Origin of the sequence: Sphingomonas radicis (assembly GCF_051400635.1) — a bacterium.
Classification (GTDB): Bacteria; Pseudomonadota; Alphaproteobacteria; order Sphingomonadales; family Sphingomonadaceae; genus Sphingomonas.
In genome coordinates, this window is the sequence record NZ_JBLFFG010000006.1 from 138,405 (window position 1) to 155,422 (window position 17,018).

At 65.4% G+C, this 17,018-nt stretch carries 9 protein-coding genes; 8 read left to right on the plus strand and 1 reads right to left on the minus strand.

Going from position 1 to position 17,018, the window contains the following annotated elements; translation table 11 throughout:
- Positions 1-51: 51 nt before the first annotated feature.
- Positions 52-729 (plus strand): FadR/GntR family transcriptional regulator, encoded by a 678-nt coding sequence (locus ACMGDH_RS17650; RefSeq protein WP_436829289.1) that lies wholly within the window; start codon positions 52-54, stop codon positions 727-729.
- Here the strand turns inward: ACMGDH_RS17650 and ACMGDH_RS17655 are convergent.
- Positions 719-1,216 carry a gluconokinase gene (locus ACMGDH_RS17655; RefSeq protein ID WP_436829371.1) on the minus strand — a complete coding sequence of 166 codons (498 nt, stop codon included), beginning with the start codon at positions 1,214-1,216 and terminating at the stop codon, positions 719-721. The two genes, ACMGDH_RS17650 and ACMGDH_RS17655, sit on opposite strands and share 11 nt — an antisense overlap.
- Positions 1,217-1,430: 214 nt before the next feature.
- Between ACMGDH_RS17655 and ACMGDH_RS17660 the strand changes: the two genes are divergently transcribed.
- From ACMGDH_RS17660 to ACMGDH_RS17690, 7 genes are all read left to right on the plus strand, one after another.
- Positions 1,431-4,460, plus strand: coding sequence for a glycosyl hydrolase family 28-related protein (locus ACMGDH_RS17660; RefSeq protein WP_436829290.1), 3,030 nt, complete (start codon positions 1,431-1,433; stop codon positions 4,458-4,460).
- Between the two features lie 125 nt (positions 4,461-4,585).
- Complete coding sequence (locus ACMGDH_RS17665; RefSeq protein WP_436829291.1) at positions 4,586-7,561, plus strand: TonB-dependent receptor plug domain-containing protein; 2,976 nt, start codon at positions 4,586-4,588, stop codon at positions 7,559-7,561.
- Between the two features lie 66 nt (positions 7,562-7,627).
- The gene (locus tag ACMGDH_RS17670; protein WP_436829292.1) at positions 7,628-10,672 is read left to right on the plus strand and encodes a glycosyl hydrolase family 28-related protein; all 3,045 of its coding nucleotides are present in this window, start codon (positions 7,628-7,630) and stop codon (positions 10,670-10,672) included.
- Positions 10,673-10,756: 84 nt separating this feature from the next.
- Positions 10,757-11,773 (plus strand): glycoside hydrolase family 43 protein, encoded by a 1,017-nt coding sequence (locus tag ACMGDH_RS17675; RefSeq protein ID WP_436829293.1) that lies wholly within the window; start codon positions 10,757-10,759, stop codon positions 11,771-11,773.
- Between the two features lie 63 nt (positions 11,774-11,836).
- The gene (locus ACMGDH_RS17680) at positions 11,837-12,787 is read left to right on the plus strand and encodes an alpha/beta hydrolase (RefSeq protein ID WP_436829294.1); all 951 of its coding nucleotides are present in this window, start codon (positions 11,837-11,839) and stop codon (positions 12,785-12,787) included.
- A 76-nt stretch (positions 12,788-12,863) separates the two neighbouring features.
- The gene (locus ACMGDH_RS17685; RefSeq protein ID WP_436829295.1) at positions 12,864-14,510 is read left to right on the plus strand and encodes an alpha-L-fucosidase; all 1,647 of its coding nucleotides are present in this window, start codon (positions 12,864-12,866) and stop codon (positions 14,508-14,510) included.
- Positions 14,511-14,539: 29 nt separating this feature from the next.
- Positions 14,540-16,981: a glycoside hydrolase family 2 TIM barrel-domain containing protein gene (locus ACMGDH_RS17690; RefSeq protein WP_436829296.1), complete on the plus strand. Its 2,442-nt coding sequence runs from the start codon at positions 14,540-14,542 to the stop codon at positions 16,979-16,981.
- The last annotated feature ends 37 nt before the right edge of the window (positions 16,982-17,018 follow it).

Sequence of the window (17,018 nt, forward strand, 5' to 3'; positions counted from 1 at the left end):
CGCCATTCTGTCGCCAATGATGACGATATTGACCGAAGGACTGCTGCTCCGATGAACCACGCGCGGCTCTCCGATCATGTCTATGCGGGCATCGTCGAGCTCATCAAGGCGAAGGATCTCGACGTTGGCGCGCGCCTGCCGTCGGAATCGCGGCTCGCGGAGATGTTCGGTGTATCGCGCGCGATCGTGCGCGAAGCCTTGGTGCGGCTGGGATCGGACGGCATCACCGAGGCGCGGCGTGGGGCAGGTTCCTTCGTCAAGGGACGGCCTTCGGAGCGGCTGGCAGCCTTCATGCCGCTCGACGAATTGCCGACGACGCTGGGCAGCTACGAAGTGCGCTTCGTGCTGGAGGCGGAGGCCGCGCGGCTGGCGGCGCTGCGGCGAACGCCCGAACAGATGGCGCGCCTTGACGCGGCGATGGCGAGCCTTCGCGACGCACTGCTGTCGAGCGCTCCCGCGCACGTCGAGGATATGGATCTCCATCGATCCATCGCGGAGGCGACGGGAAACCCCGCCTTCCTCCACGCCTTCGACGCACTCTGGTCCGACGTCGAAAAGGTGATGCGGGCCGGAGTCGACATATCCCGCTCGCGTCCCCCGGAGGTAATCGCAGTGATGCTGCACGAGCATGAGGTGATCGTGAATTCGATCCGCGCTCAGGACCCCGAGCGCGCCGCGCTGGCAATGCGCTGGCACCTGGGAGAAGGGCGCCGCCGCCTCATGCCGTGAGGCAGCGCTCTTTCAGGCGTGCGAGGGCCAGATCCCGAAGCGTGCCAGGAGGTCCTTCCGTCATGAGCGTGAGCGCATCTTCTTCGGCAACAGGGCGTTCGAGCGTCGCGAGTTGGCTGTCGAGCAGGCTGACCGGCATGAAATGTCCTGCGCGCGTCGCCAGCCGGTCCAACAGTCGTTCGCGCGTATTCTCCAGCAGGATCAGCTGAACCGGCTGCCCGATCGTGGCCCGCAATCGATCGCGATAGCATTTGCGCAGCGCCGAGCAGGCAGCCACGGCCGCACCGTGGTCCGCAATCGAGCGAGCCGTCGCCGCGCCCAGCCGATCGAGCCAAGGCCAGCGGTCCTCGTCCCCCAGCGCTTGTCCGCCGCGCATCTTCCGGATCGCCTCTGGCGAGTGGAAATCATCGCCTTCGAGGAATGGGCAGCCCAGTGCTTCGGCGAGCAGTGCGCCCAACGTCGACTTGCCGCAGCCGCTGACTCCCATGACGATCACGGCGAAGGCTGGCTTGGGTCGCACGGAAGGCAGCAAATCGGATGTCCTCGACAACTGGTTGTCCTGCCGAGCCTGCTACCCGACCGATGCTGTCGCGCTTTTGGATCGCTGTCCGGGCGCTGAAAACTACGACCTTGGTCGCAGATGCCTTGGCCTGGCGGGCGGGTTAGCCAGCGGGAACGATGCCGAGGCTGGGAGAATCCCGATGAATATGCGCTGCGTTCTGACTGGCTTGCTCGCTGCAACGGCATTGACCGGGCCCTTCGCGGCTTTCGCGCAGAGCGCGTCCGTATTCCCGACGGCCCCCGCCGAACCGAAAGCAGTGACGGTCAAGGCGAAGGGCGACGGCAAGGCGGACGACAGCGACGCGCTGCAGAGAGCCTTCGATCAGGCGCGCGACGAAACCCGCCACGGAATCGTCTTCCTGCCTTCGGGCAAATACCGGATCACGCGCACGCTGGTGGTTCCACCGGGCGTCCGCGTCTATGGCGTCGGGGCGACCCGCCCGGTCATCCAGCTCGGCGCCAACACGCCCGGATTCCAGCAAGGCGTGTCGACGATGATCGTCTTCGGAGGCGACGATCAATATAATGTCGGCAAGGTCCCGGTGCCGGTGCCGACGATCGTGCCGCGCGACAAGATCGTCCGCGACGCCAATTCGGGCACTTTTTATTCGTCGATGAGCAACATCGACATCGAGATTGCGGAGGGCAATCCGGCGGCCGCGGGCGTGCGCTTCCGCATGGCCCAGCATGCCTTCCTCAGCCACATGGAGTTCCGCCTCGGCTCGGCGTTCGCGGGCGTGTATCAGGCGGGCAACGTGATGGAGAACGTCCACTTCAAGGGTGGACGCTATGGCATCGTCACCGAGAAGACCTCGCCCGCCTGGCAGTTCACGCTGCTCGACTCGACCTTCGAGGGGCAGCGCGATGCGGCGATCCGCGAGCATGAAGCGCGACTGACGATGGTCAATGTCGCGATCCGCGACACGCCGGTCGGCATTGAGATCGATCGCGGCTACGGCGATTCGCTGTGGGGCAAGGACGTCCGTTTCGAGAATGTCAGCCGCGCAGGCGTGATCATCTCCAACGAGAACAATGTCTTCACCCAGGTCGGCTTCGAGGATGCGGTCGCCGTCGACAGCCCGGTCTTCGCACGTTTCCGCGACAGCGGGCGTACCGTCGACGGGAAAGGAAAGACCTATCGGGTGGCATCCTTCTCCTATGGCCTGAAGGTTCCCGAGCTCGGCCACATGGGCAGCTATGCTACCGATGCCGATATCCGCACGCTTCCGGCGATGCCGGCCCGCCGGGAGCCTGTCATCCGTGCGCTCCCGGCCATGTCGGATTGGGTCAATGTGCGCAGTCTAGGCGTGACGGGCGACGGCAAGGCCGACGACACCGCAGCGATCCAGCGCGCGATCGACGCGCATCGCATCCTCTATTTCCCCACCGGCTTCTACAAGGTGACCGACAAGCTGACGCTCAGGCCGGATTCGGTGCTGATCGGGCTCCATCCGGCGATCACGCAGCTCTATATCCCCGATGACAATCCGCGCCACGCCGGCCTGGGTCCCGTGCTTCCGATCCTCGAGAGCCCGCGCGGGGGAGACAACATCCTGTCCGGCCTCGGCCTCTTCACCGGCCGGGTGAACCCGCGCGCCGCCGCGCTGCTGTGGCGCTCGGGCGAGCAGAGCCTGGTCGAGGACGTGAAGATCATGGGCGGCGGCGGCACGCCGACCGCGGACGGCAAGCCGCTTGGGACACTGTCGGCGCGGAGCGGCGATCCGGTATCGGACGGGCGGATGGACGCGCAATACCCGAGCATCTGGGTGACCGACGGCGGCGGCGGCACCTTCGCGGACATATGGAGCCCCAACACCTTCGCCTCGGCCGGCTTCACGGTGACCAACACCAGTACCCCGGGCCGCGTCTACGAGATGTCGGTCGAGCACCATGCCCGCAACGAGTTCGTGCTCGACAATGTGCAGAACTGGGAGTTCTACGCGCCGCAGACCGAGCAGGAAGTCGGCGACGGGCCGAACGCGATCGGGCTGGAGATCCGCAACTCGCGCAACCTGCTCTTCGCCAATTATCACGGCTATCGCGTCACGCGCAGCTATGCTCCGCAGCGCAGCGCAGTGAAACTGTTCAACTCGGGCGACATCCGCTTCCGCAATGTCCATGTGAACGCCGAGAGCGGCTATGCGAGCTGCGACGATGAAGGGTGCGGCACCTTCCTGCGTGCCAGCAAATATCCGTTCGGCAATGCGATCGAGGATGTGTCGCGCAAGCTGGTGGTGCGCGAACGTGAGTTCGCGAGGCTCGATATCGGCCCCGTGGACCGCAAGATCGCCCCGGCTCCGGCCGGAATCGCAAAGGTCGACAAGCTCGCGGAGGGCTTCTGGTCGATCTCCGGCGCGGCCGTCGACGCGCAAGGCGCGCTCTACTTCATCGACCGGCGCTTCCAGCGCATCCATCGTTGGAGCGAAGCCAAGGGGCTGGAGATCGTGCGCGATCACGCGCTCGACCCTGTGAACCTGGCGGTCGACTCCTCGGGGCATCTGCTGGTGCTCTCGTCGTTGGGACCCAAGGGTGCGGTCTATTCGATCGATCCCGCCGGGCCGCCCGACCAGCTGACGCTGATCCAGCCGACCGCGGTGCGCAGCGATGCGCGCGCCAGGACGCTGCTACCCGTCAATTGGTGGAACAACGGCGAGTTCCGCGACCAGCTCGACCACAAGACCTACGAGTTCACCACGCTTGCCGAGATGTTCGCGCGCGAAGTCGCCACGCCCAAGGCTTTGGAATATGTCTCGCCCGACGGCAGCCTCGCGCTCCCGGCGTTCCGCGTATGGCAGCAGGGGCCGATCGATCATGTCGGCTGGCGCTGGTCGAACGGGCTCAACGCCAACGGACTGGTCGGCGGCCGCCAGGGTGAGCGGCTGTTCGTCACCAACGGATCGGAGAACGTCACCTATAGCGGTGCGATCGGCGCCGGCGGAACGCTAACCGATCTGAAGCCCTTCGCCAACCGCGGCGGCGAGAGCGTGGCGGTGGACGGCCGCGGCCGCGTCTATGTCGCGAATGGCCAAGTGTTCGTCTATGGTCCGGACGGCAGCCCTGCCGGGCGTATCGACGTTCCCGAGCGGCCGCTGCAGATCCTGTTCGGCGGACCGGATCGCCGGACTCTGTTCATCCTCACCCACCACGCGCTCTACGCGGCGCGGCCCTAAGCCAGCGCTACGACCTATGTCGTACGTGCGGCGAGGCGGGCTGCGCGTTACCGTTAACAATAAGCCGGACGTTCGAAGCCGGCGCAGCCAGAATAGAAACGAGAAACATTGAGGGAGGGTAGGAGATGAACGGGATTTTTGCACCGCATCGGTTCCGCCATCGCGCGAGCCTGACGGCGCTTGCCGCAATGGCGCTGGCGAACGCCGCGCACGCCCAGACTGCGCCGGTTCCGCAGGAGGAGCCCCCCGCGACGGTTCTCGCGACGAGCGAGATGACCGAAGAGCAGGAAGGCGAGATCGTCGTCACCGGCTCGCGCATCGTGACCAGCGGCTTCAACGCGCCCACTCCCACCACCACCATCGGTGAGGAGCAGATCGCCGCCAGCGCGCAGCCCAACATTTTCAACACCATCGCGCAGCTGCCGTCGCTCCAGGGATCGACCGGCACGGCGACCGGCACCTTCAGTACCTCCAGCGGCCTGCAGGGTCTCAGCTCCTTCTCGCTGCGCGGCCTCCAGCCGATCCGCACCTTGACGCTGCTCGACGGCCAGCGCGTGGTCGGCGCCAACGTCACCGGCGTGCCCGACATCAGCCTGTTCCCGCAGCTGCTCGTCAAGCGCGTCGATGTCGTCAACGGCGGCGCCTCGGCCTCCTATGGTTCGGACGCGGTCGGCGGTGTCGTCAACTTCATCACCGATACGCGTTTCACCGGCTTCAAGGCCAATGTGCAGGGCGGCATCACTACCTATGGCGACAATGCGCAGATCCTTGCGCAAGGCGCCTGGGGCGGCGCGCTGCTCGACGACAGGCTGCACGTGATCGTCAGCGGCGAATATGCGCACGATCAGGGCGTAGGCCCCGGCGATTTCGGCACCGACCTTGCGGGCAAGCGCGACTGGTATCGCGCAACCACGCTGCTCAACACCGGAGTGACCGACAACGGTCTGCCGCAGTTCAACTATCGCGACTATGCGCAGCCATACCAATATGCGCTCTACGGCCTGATCAACAACGGTCCACTGCAGGGCATCGCGTTCGACCAGAACGGCGCGCCATTCAACTTCAACTACGGATCGGGTGGCCAGCCGCTGGGCAACGGCCGGGTGAGCAATTGCTATCCCGGCAACAGCTTCTGCGTGGGCGGCGATCTGTCGGGCGCTCCGGGTTCGGGCGCTTCGCTGGCCTCGGCGCTCCAGCGCGTCAACGGCTTCGGCCGGATCGGCTTCGACTTTGCCCCGGACAACGAAGTCTATGTGACCGTCAACGTGGCGCAGGTGAAGACCAACAACCAGCCGAGCCCCGGGTACGGCCGCCCGAACCTCACGGTCCAGTGCGCGAATCCGTTCCTGCCACAGCTGGTTCGCGACCGGTGCGCCGAAGCGGGAATCACGTCCTTCAATTTCGGGACGAGCAACGGTTCGTTCCCCGATCCGAGGGTCTATACCGATCGGCGCCAATATCGCTTCGTCGGCGGGCTCAAGGGCGAGTTCGGGCTGGCCGGGACCGATTGGAACTACGACGCTTATTACCAGCACGGCATCACCATATCGGATATCGACGTCAACGATATCGTCCTGCAGAACCGCTATGTCGCCGCGACCAACGCGATCGCCCTGAACGGCGCGATCGTCTGCGCCGACCCGGTAGCGCGGGCGGCGGGATGCCAGCCGATCAACATCTTCGGCGGCGCCGCCCCCTCATCGGCAGCGCTCGCCTATGTCACGCCGGCCAACGGGCCGTTCCAGCACACCCGGCTGACCCAGGATGTCGCCAGCGTCAGCGTTTCGGGCGATATCTTCGATCTATGGGCGGGCCCGCTCACCCTGGCCTTCGGCGGCGAGTATCGCCACGAATTCTATCGGGTGAACGCCGATCCCTATGGCGCCGGCGTCAGCGCCGCCAGCCCGAACAGCGAGGCTTATCCGGCGGACCCGCTGCTCAACGCCCCCCTGGGAAGCAATTGGGCGGCCGGCAACTACAAGAACGGCGGCGGCGCCTATGACGTGTACGAAGGCTTCGTCGAGCTCAACCTGCCGCTGTTCAACAGCAGCGGGGCGGGGCGCGCCAACCTGAACGGTGCCGCGCGCGTGACCAATTACAGCACCTCGGGCACGGTCTGGGCGTGGAAGATCGGCGGGACCTGGGATACGCCGCTCGACGGGATCAGGCTGCGCGCGGTGACCTCGCGCGACGTTCGTGCGCCGAACCTGTCGGAGCTGTTCGCTGCGCCGACCGTCACGACGCTGCCGAACTTCAACGATCCGTTCCGCAACGTCGCAGTGCAGGCGTTCCAGAACACCATCGGCAACCCCGATCTCGAGCCGGAGATCGCGCGCAACACCGAAGTCGGCATCGTCCTGTCGCGCCCGTCTTGGCTGCCGGGGCTCAGCCTTTCGTTCGATTATTACAGCATCAAGCTGGACGGCGTCATCTCGACGCTGACGGCGGACCAGATCGTGCGCTTCTGCTTCGAAGGCAACCAGACCTTCTGCGGCGGCTTCGTGCTGGACAGCCCGGTCCAGGGCGGCAACTTCATCAACGTCCAGCCCTTCAACCTCGCTTCGTGGAAGACGAGCGGGTTCGATATCGAGGCGAGCTATCAATGGACCAAGCCGCTCGGGCTGCCGGGCAGCTTCACTTTGCGCGCGCTCGGCACCCATGTTCGCGAGTTCGTGGTCAATGCCGGCATCGCCGGTGTCGATCCGGTCGATCAGGCGGGCGCCAACAGCGGCGCTACGCCCGATTGGAAGTGGCTGGCGATCCAGAGCTATGAGAACGACGAGTTCAGCTTCACGCTCACGGAGCGCTGGTTCTCCGACGGCGTGTTCGGCAACCAATATGTGGTCTGTAGCTCGGGGTGTCCGGTGTCGACCGGCAACCATCCGACCATCGACCGGAACTTCATGAAGGGCGCCTTCTATGTGGACGTCGGCGCGACCTATAATGTGACGCCGGGCATCAGGGCCTATTTCAAGGTCGACAATCTGTTCGATCAGGATCCCGAGCCGTCGCCGCAGACCAACACCGGCCTCGACGTCAATCCCGCGCTCTACGACACGCTCGGCCGCACCTATCGTGCGGGCGTTCGCTTCAACTTCTAAGCTTCGGTTCGCCCCCAAACTCGTCCCGGCCGCGAGGTCGGGACAATTCGTTCGTGGAGGAGCAGCATGCACAGGAGACGGATGGGCGCCGGGGCGCTGCTATTGCTGCTCCTCGCGATGGCATGGCCCGCCGCCGCGTCGCAGTCGGTCTACACCAGCGCGCCGGATGAGCCGCACGCGGTGCGGGTGGCCGGCGTGGGCGACGGGCGCGCGGACGACAGCGGGGCGATCCAGCGGGCGATCGATGCGGCGGCGGAAAAGGGCGGCGGCGGCATCGTCTTCCTTCCCACCGGTACCTATCGCATCACCCGCACCGTCAATCTCTGGCCCGGCGTTCGCATCTTCGGCGTGGGGCCGACGCGTCCCGTGATCCTGCTCGGCGCCAGCACGCCGGGCTTTCAGCGCGGCGTCGCCCATATGCTGATCTTCGCGGGAGGACGGCCGGGGCGCGACGGCCCGCCCGGCGGCAAGGTGGCCTTCCCGCCCCCTGGAAGCGTTCCTTTCAACAAGGACCTGCGGGACGCGAACCCCGGCACTTTCTACTCGGCGCTCAGCAACATCGACTTCCGCATCCTCGACGGAAACCCGGCGGCAACCGCAATCCGCTTCCACTCCGCCCAGCACAGCTTCGTCAGCCATGTCGACTTCGACATCGGCTCCGGGCTGGCGGGCCTCTACCATGTTGCGAACGAGGCGGAGGATCTGCATTTCCGCGGTGGCCGCTACGGCATCCTCGCCGAAAAGCCCTCGCCAGCCTGGCCCTTCGCGCTCGTGGACTCGACGTTCGAAGGGCAGCGCGACGCTGCGATCCGCGAGCATGAGGCAGGGCTGACGCTGGTGAACGTCGCCTTCCGCGACACTCCGGTGGGGATCGAGATCGACAGGGGATATGGCGACTGGCTCTGGGGCCAGGATCTCCGTTTCGAGAACGTCTCGAAAGCCGCGGTCGTCATCTCCAACGAGAACAATGTCTATACCCAGGTCGGCTTCCAGAACGTCCTGGCGGCGAACACCCCCGTTTTCGCGCGCTTCCGCGACAGCGGAAAGACGGTCGAGGGCGTCGCTGCCGCCTATAAGGTCGCGGCGTTCACGCATGGGCTGACGCTTCCCGGGCTCGGGCACATGGGCGCGTTCAAGACCGATATGCAGGCCGCGCGTATCGATCGCCTTCCGCCGCGGGCCAAACCCGCCATTCGTCCGCTCCCGCCGGTTTCCGAATGGGTCAGCGTCCGGTCGTTGGGCGCCAAAGGCGATGACGCGACCGACGACACCGCGGCGATTCAGAAGGCGATCGATACGCATCGCGTGGTCTATCTCCCCGCCGGCTTCTATCGTGTCACCGATACGTTGCGCCTGCGGCCGGAGACTGTGTTGTTGGGCCTGCATCCGAGTCTGACCCAGATCGTGCTGCCGGACGGAACGCCGGGATATCAGGGCATCGGCGGGCCAAAGGCGCTGGTCGAGAGCGCGCGCGGGGGCGGTGCCATCGTCGTCGGCCTGGGTCTGGACACCAACGGCGTCAATCCCCGCGCGACCGCGCTGCTGTGGATGGCGGGCGCCGATTCGATGGTCAACGACGTCAAGTTCCAGGGCGGACACGGCACGAACCGCTACGACGGCACCCGCGTCACTCCCTACAACAACAACGCGACGGCTGATCCAGATGCGGCGCGGCGCTGGGATGGCCAATATGCGAGCCTCTGGGTGACGTCCGGCGGGGGCGGCACCTTTGCCAACATCTGGAGCCCGAGCACCTTTGCCCACCCGGGCATCCTCATCTCGGACACCGAGACCCCGGGGCGCATCATCCAGGCGTCGGTCGAGCACCACGTCCGCACCGAGATCGGCCTCAACCGGGTTGCCAATTGGGAGCTGCTCGCCCCTCAGACCGAGGGAGAGGCAGGCGAGAGCGGGGACGCGGTCGCGCTCGAGATCCGCGATTCCCGCAACATCCTGGTCGCCAATCTCCACGGCTATCGAGTCACTCGCACGCGCAAGGCTGCGCCGGCCGCGGTGACGCTCTACAATTCGCACGATATCCGCTTCCGCAACGTGCATGTGAACGGTGAGAGCGGCCTGGGCACCTGTGACGAGAATGGGTGCGCGACCTTCCTTCGGCTGACCAAATTTCCCTATGAGAATGCGATACGGGACGTGACTCATGGCCTGGACGTGCGCGAGCGGCAGTTTGCCGTGCTGGACGTGCCCCTCGCACCCAAACCGGTGGAGCCCGCGACGTTCGGCGGTGCGAAGCTGGAAAAGCTGGCGGACGGTTTCCACTCAATCGGGGGAGGGGCCGCGGACGCGCAGGGGAGGCTCTATTTCGTCGATCGCTTTTTCCGGCGCATCTGGCGCTGGTCCGACGATCGGCGCCTGGAGCTCGTGCGCGACGCCCCGCTCGATCCGGTCAATCTGGCGGTCGACCGGTCGGGCAATCTGCTGGTTCTCTCCTCCTACGGACGGAACGGCACCGTCTACAGTTTCCGCCCCGGTTCGCCGGATCACGAGCTGACGGTGATCCCCGCGACACCGGTAGCCGCTCGGCGCGGCGCGAGCGTCGTGCTGCCGGTGAATTGGTGGAACAACGGCGAATTCAAGGATCAGCTCGATCCTCAGACTTATACCTTCACCACGCTCGCGGAGATGTTCGCGCGGGACATGGCCGTGCCCAAGGGCAGCGAATATGTATCGCCCGACGGCAGCATCGTGCTCCCGGCCTGGCGCGTGTTCCAGCAGGGGCCGCCCGATCATCGCGGGCTGCGCTTCTCGGATTCGCTCGACAGCTACGGGTTCATTCAGGCGCGGCCGGGCGAGCGTGTCTTCATCACCAACGGGTCGGAGAACCGCACCTATAGCGGAAAGCTGGGATCCGGCGGCGCGATCACCGATCTGAAGCTGTTCTCCGAGCGCGGAGGAGAGGGCGTGGTCGCGGACGCGCAGGGGCGCGTCTATGTCGCGAACGGCCAGATTTTCGTGTTCGATTCAGGCGGGCAGTCGATCGGGCGGATCGACGTACCGGAGCGCCCGCTTCAGCTGGTGCTTGGTGGTCCGGATGGGCGGACGCTCTTCGTTCTCACGCATCATGCCCTGTACGGACTTCGGCTGAGATGAGGCGCGTTCGTTTTCCCGAAATGCGGGATTGACCCGGCTATTAGTCAGACTATTCTCCCGAACAAACAATTCCGGAGAGCGGCGATGGGAGAGGTCATCAGGCAGGCGAAATTCGCAGCGCTGTTTGTGGTAGCGCTAACATATCCGGCCTTCGCCTTGGCCCAGACGGCTCCAAACACCGCCCCGGGCGCCAATCCTCTCTTCCGCGACAAGTTCACCGCTGATCCGGCACCCCTGGTGGTCGGCGACCGGCTCTACCTCTATGTCGGGCACGACGAAGCCCAGCGCGACGAGATGTTCAACATGCGCGAGTGGCTCGTCTATTCGACAACCGACATGAAGCATTGGACCGATCACGGTCCGATCCTGAAAGTAGCCGACTTCAAATGGGCGAAGAAGGATGCCTGGGCGTCGCAGGCGATCGAGAAGAACGGCAAGTTCTGGTTCTACGCCGCAGTCGAGCACGACGACACGCACCCCGGGAAGGCGATCGCAGTCGCCGTATCCGATACGCCCACCGGCCCATTCGTCGACGCCAAGGGCTCTGCGCTCATCACCAACGAGATGACCCCCAAGGGAACGCACAGCTGGGAGGATATCGATCCCACCGTGTTCACCGATGCCGACGGGACGACCTGGATCGCCTGGGGCAACCGCCAGTGCTACATCGCCAGGCTCAAGCCCAACATGATCGAGATCGACGGCCCGATCACCGAGATCACGCCGCCGCATTTCGAGGAGGGGCCATGGCTGCACAAGCGCGGCGGCCTCTATTACCTGACCTATGCCTCGCTCGACCGCTCGAAACACCGTGACGAGAAGGTGTCCTATTCCACCGCGCCCTCCATCCAGGGGCCATGGACTTATCGCGGCGCACTGACCGGATCGGGCAAGTATAGCTTCACGATCCACCCCGGGATCGCCGAGTTCAAGGGCAACTGGTATCTGTTCCTGCACAATGCTGCGCTGGCGATCGGCGACCTCAACGGTGCGATCGGGCGGCGCGCGGTCACCGTCGAGTATCTCCAGTACAATCCGGACGGCACGATGAAGCCGGTGGTCCAGACCGACGCCGGGGTGACTGTTCCGCCCCCGCGCTGAACACCGCCGCTGCCGGACCGCGCCGGAGCCGAACAAGCTACGACAACGAAGGAGGGGATGAGCATGGCCAGCAAATGGACGAAGCGTGCACGGGCGCGGCTGACGGCGGCAGCGGTTGCCGCGATCTGGGCGTTCGCACCGGTGGCGCACGCACAGGACGACCGGATGACGCCGATTGCGACGCCGGCGCAGCCAACCGCGATCGAACTGGGCACCGGCCCGCTGCCGGGCGCCGCCAATTCCGAATCATGGCACAGCCAATATGGCAGCGTCTTCGCGCGCAACGTGACCGTCGCGACGCTGACCCCATTTCTCCCCGACCCGGCGAAGGCGACCGGCGCGGCAGTGGTCGTCACCCCGGGGGGCGGCTTCCGGACGCTGTCGATGGAGAACGAAGGCTGGGACGTGGCCAAGGCACTTGCTGCCAAGGGCGTGGCGGCGTTCGTGCTCAAATACCGGCTCAACCAGACTCCGGCGGACATGGCGAGTTTCGAAGCGTCGATGCGCGAGATGTTCAGTGGCGCCGCACGGCCGCCGCGCCCCGCGCCCGAGGCGGCGATCCGTGGGCTCGCGCCGCAGATCGCCGATGCGCGGGCGGCATTTGCGCTGATCCGTCGGCGAGCGAAGGAATGGCGCGTCGATCCCGACCGTATCGGGATGGTCGGCTTCTCGGCCGGGGCTATGCTTACGATGGCGACTACGCTCGCTGGGGAGGACGCGAAGCCGGCATTCATCGCCAACATCTATGGTCCGCTTGCGCCGGTGACGGTGCCTGCGGCCGCGCCGCCGATGTTCGTCGCGCTTGCCGCCGACGATCCGCTGTTCGGGAACACCGGGTTCGGCCTGATCGAGAGCTGGCGGGCAGCGAAGCGGCCGGTCGAGTTCCACCTTTACGAACAAGGCGGGCATGGCTTCGGCATGTACAAGAAGGAAACCACCAGCACCGGCTGGTTCGACGCCTTCGCAAATTGGATCGGGATGCACGGGTTCTTGACGGCTAGGCAACGGCCCTAGGTGTTCGATCCCTGGCTACCTGTCGCTGACTTCGCCCCGTGAGAGGCTGTTCCATGCATCATTTATCGGAGGGACCATGCTGACGAGACGCGACGTTCTCTTGACCGGATCGGCTGTCGTGCTCGGCGGCGCCGCCGGTGGCGGGCAAGCGGCTTCGAATGGGCCGGTTCGGGGCGACTGGCAGTCGCTTGCCTCGGTGTTTCACGTGCCGGAATGGTTTCGCGACGCCAAGTTCGGGATCTGGGCGCATTGGGGCCCGCAATGCCAGCCCGAGCATGGCGATTGGTACGCCCGCCTGATGTACATGACCGATCGGCCGTCGTGGATGAAGGGCGAGACGGCCTATGAGCACCATCTGAAGCATTACGGCCACCCGAGCCAGACCGGGTTTCTCGATATCATCGGCCAATGGAAGGCGGAGAAATGGGATCCGGAATATCTGGTCCGCCGCTACGCAAAGGCCGGCGCGCGATACTTCTTTGCGATGGCGAACCACCATGACAATCTCGACCTGTTCGACAGCAAGCACCATGGCTGGAACAGCGTTCGGGTGGGGCCCAAGAAGGACATCCTGCGCGGGTGGGAGAAGGTGGTCCGGCAGACGGATCTGAAGTTCGGCATCTCGAACCACGCCGCCCACGCCTGGCACTGGTACCAGACCGCCTATGGCTATGATCCGGAAGGGCCGATGCGCGGCCGCCGCTATGACGCCTATTGGCGGCGGAAGCACCACGGCAAGGGCACGTTCTGGGAAGGCCTTGACCCGCAGGAGCTCTACACCGGCCCCTCATTCGTCGCACCGCCAGGAATCACCACCAATAAAGCGATGGCTGAATGGCATGACAAGCGCGACGGCCAATGGATCGAGACCGTGCCGCCGGCCAACCCCGAGTTCGTCCGCAAATGGCTGCTGCGGCAGAACCAGATCGTCGATGATTACCGGCCCGATCTGATCTATTTCGATAATACCGGCCTTCCGCTCGAACAGGCCGGGCTCGATGCCACTGCGCATTATTACAACCAGGCGCTGGCACGAGGCGGCAAGCTCGACGTCGCCGTGTTCGGCAAGAAGCTCGAGGGATTCCAGCGCCGCGCCATTATCGAGGACGTCGAACGCGGCGTGCTCAACGAGATCCGCGCGGAGCCGTGGCAGACCTGCACCTGCATCGGCAGCTGGCACTATTCGCGGGGGATCTATCGGGACAACGCTTACAAGCCCGCCAAACTCGTCGTTCAGATGCTGAGCGATATCGTTTCGAAGAACGGTAACCTGCTGCTGAGCATTCCGGTGCGCGGCGACGGCACGATCGACGAGAAGGAGGAGGCGATCGTCGATCAGATCGCCGCCTGGAACGCGCGCAATGGCGAGGCGATCTTCGGGACGCGGCCATGGACCAAGTTCGGCGAGGGCCCGACCCAGCCGCCGCCCGCCGGCGCCTTCGGCGAGGAAAAGCAGAAGCCGTACACTGCCCGGGACGTGCGGTTCACGAAGAAGGGCGACGCGCTCTACGCGATCTTCCTCGATTGGCCGCAGGCCGAAAGCGCCATCGCTTCGCTCGGCTCGAACGCACTGCCCGGCGCGGCGATCGAGCGCGTCGACTTGATCGGCGGCCCCGAGCTGCAGTTCCGCCGCGACGCCGACGCACTGCGCTTGACGCTGCCGGGCCCGGAAACCGGTGCCTTCGTGCCGGTGATCCGGATCAGGGGGCGCGGGCTCGTTTGATGGGGCTCCCAACGAAGCAGGGGAAAATTGTGTCGCGTTTACTGAGCCTGGCCTGCGCTTTCATCGCCCTGTTGATTTCGACGACAGTGGCGCCGGCCGCGGCGGAAACGCGAAGCCTGTCCCAAGACTGGTTGTTCAAACCGGGCGAGAACAAGGGCGCCGAAAGTCCTACTTTCGACGACAGCGGCTGGCGCAGGGTGGTCGTGCCGCACGACTGGTCGATCATGGACAAGCCGGACGGCAGCCCGCCGTTCGATCCCAAGGCGATCGCCGGCCAGGATTCCGGCTATCTGCCCGGCGGCATCGGCTGGTACCGCCGCCACCTGAACCTCACCGCAGCCGAGGCCGCCCAGGTCGTGCGGCTGAACTTCGAGGTGATCTACATGGACGCCGAGATATGGGTGAACGGCGAGCGGCTCGCCCGGCAGGCCTATGGCTATACTGCATTCTCCGTCGATTTGACCGGCAAGGTGCGCGCCGGGGACAATGTCATCGCCGTACGTGCGAATCATCCCGATCCGTCTTCGCGCTGGTACGCCGGCTCCGGCATCATCCGCCCGGTCTTGCTCGAAATTCTCGATCACGTGCACCTGGATCCGGACAGCATCTTCGTGACCACGCCAGTCGTAACCGACGAGCGTGGCGTGGTTTCGGTGAAGTCGGCGGTGAGCAACCGCTCGGACAAGGCCCGGACGATCGAACTAGTGTCGCGAGTGGTGTCGGCGCAAGGAGCAACCGTTGCCGAGGCGCGCGAGAGCCGTTCGATTGGCCCCGGCGCCCTGATGGAATCGGCGCAGAGCCTGGAGCTTCCGCGTCCGCTTCTGTGGTCGCCGGAGGCGCCCAATCTCTACGCGCTGGTCCAGGAGGTGCGCATCGGCGGCGTGAAGGTCGACGAGCGGCGCGCCCGCTTCGGTTTGCGCACGGTGACGTTCGATGCACGCAATGGCATGCGCATCAACGGCAAGCCGGTGAAGATGCGCGGCGGCAACATCCATCACGACAATTACATGATCGGCGCGGCGGGCGCGCCGGATGCCGATCGGCGTAAGGTCGCTCTGATGAAGGCCGCCGGCTACAACGCGATCCGCAGCGCCCACAATCCCGCGAGCCAGGCGACGCTCGACGCGGCGGACGAGCTCGGCATGTTCGTCATCAGCGAAGCGTTCGACAGCTGGAACAAGAGCAAGCGCGCGCAGGATTACAGCCGTTTCTTCCAGACCGATTGGGAGAAGGACATCGACAGCCTCGTCATCAGCGGCCGCAATCATCCGAGCATCGTGCTCTGGAGCATCGGCAACGAGATCCCCGAATCCGGAACGCCGCTGGGCGTGGAGACCGCCAAGCGGCTCGCGGCGCGCGTGCGGATGCTCGATCCCACGCGGCCCGTCACCCAGGCGATCAACAATGATCAGCCGCTCAGCACGGCGCAGGCGGCCGTGCTCGACGTAGCGGGTTACAACTATCATGCGGAGCTGTTCGCCAAAGACCACGCAAAGCTGCCCGACACGCCGATGTATACTGCAGAGTCGCTGCCGAAGGATGCGTTTCCCTACTGGCAGGCGGTCGAGACCATGCCCTGGGTGGTTGGCGATTTCGTCTGGACTGCGATCGATTATCTCGGCGAATCCGGCATCGGCTGGATGGGCTACACGCAGGATTGGCAGAAGCTCGGCCCCTATCCGTGGCACCTCGCCTATTGCGGCGAGATCGACGCGACCGGGCGCAAGCGGCCGGCCGCCTATTATCGTCAGATTCTATGGAAGACCGGAATCGACCCGATCGCGGCCTTTGTGCGGCAGCCGAAGGGAACCGAGGACCTGCCCGATCGCCACCTCTATCCGATCGTTCCTCCGCACCTCGACTGGTCGCTTCCGGATGTGCATCCAAGCTGGACCTGGCCCGGGCAGGAGGGCAAGCCGCTCGAGGTCGAGGTTTATTCGGAATTCCCGCAAGTGGAGCTTTTCCTGAACGGGCGGAGCCTCGGCCGAAAGACCACCGGTAGCGAGAGCGAATATAGGGCCATCTTTCAGGTGCCTTACGCGTCCGGGGAACTGCGCGCGGTCGGCTACCGCGACGGGCGCGAGGCCGGGCGCTGGATGTTGCGGACTGCGGGCGCGCCGGAGCGGGTGGCGGTTTCGGCAGACCGCTCGCAGATTCCGGCCGATGGCGAGAGCCTCGTCTACGTCACCGTCGAACTGCTCGATGCCGCCGGCACGCCCGTCTATGCCCAGGATGCCGACCGTAAGGTGCGGGTCCGGGTGAGCGGTGCTGGAACACTGGCGGGCATGGGCAACGGCAACCCGATCGATGTCTCGAGCCTCCAGTCCGGCGAACGCCGGACATTCCACGGGCGCGCAGTTGCAATAGTACGCGCGGGAACCACCCCCGGTCCCATCACCATCGATATCGAGGCCGACGGGGTGCCCGCGCGACGGTTGCAGCTGGACGCAGTCTCAGGGCGGGCGCTGTGATCAACGGCGCTCGAGACCTAGCACATGAGCCGGGCGT

Coding starts and splice junctions, on each gene's coding strand:
- ACMGDH_RS17665 (WP_436829291.1), top strand. CDS start 4,586: ATGAACGGGATTTTTGCACCGCATCGGTTCCGCCATCGCGCGAGCCTG.
- ACMGDH_RS17680 (WP_436829294.1), top strand. CDS start 11,837: ATGGCCAGCAAATGGACGAAGCGTGCACGGGCGCGGCTGACGGCGGCA.
- ACMGDH_RS17650 (WP_436829289.1), top strand. CDS start 52: ATGAACCACGCGCGGCTCTCCGATCATGTCTATGCGGGCATCGTCGAG.
- ACMGDH_RS17685 (WP_436829295.1), top strand. CDS start 12,864: ATGCTGACGAGACGCGACGTTCTCTTGACCGGATCGGCTGTCGTGCTC.
- ACMGDH_RS17655 (WP_436829371.1), bottom strand. CDS start 1,216: ATGGGAGTCAGCGGCTGCGGCAAGTCGACGTTGGGCGCACTGCTCGCC.
- ACMGDH_RS17660 (WP_436829290.1), top strand. CDS start 1,431: ATGAATATGCGCTGCGTTCTGACTGGCTTGCTCGCTGCAACGGCATTG.
- ACMGDH_RS17675 (WP_436829293.1), top strand. CDS start 10,757: ATGGGAGAGGTCATCAGGCAGGCGAAATTCGCAGCGCTGTTTGTGGTA.
- ACMGDH_RS17670 (WP_436829292.1), top strand. CDS start 7,628: ATGCACAGGAGACGGATGGGCGCCGGGGCGCTGCTATTGCTGCTCCTC.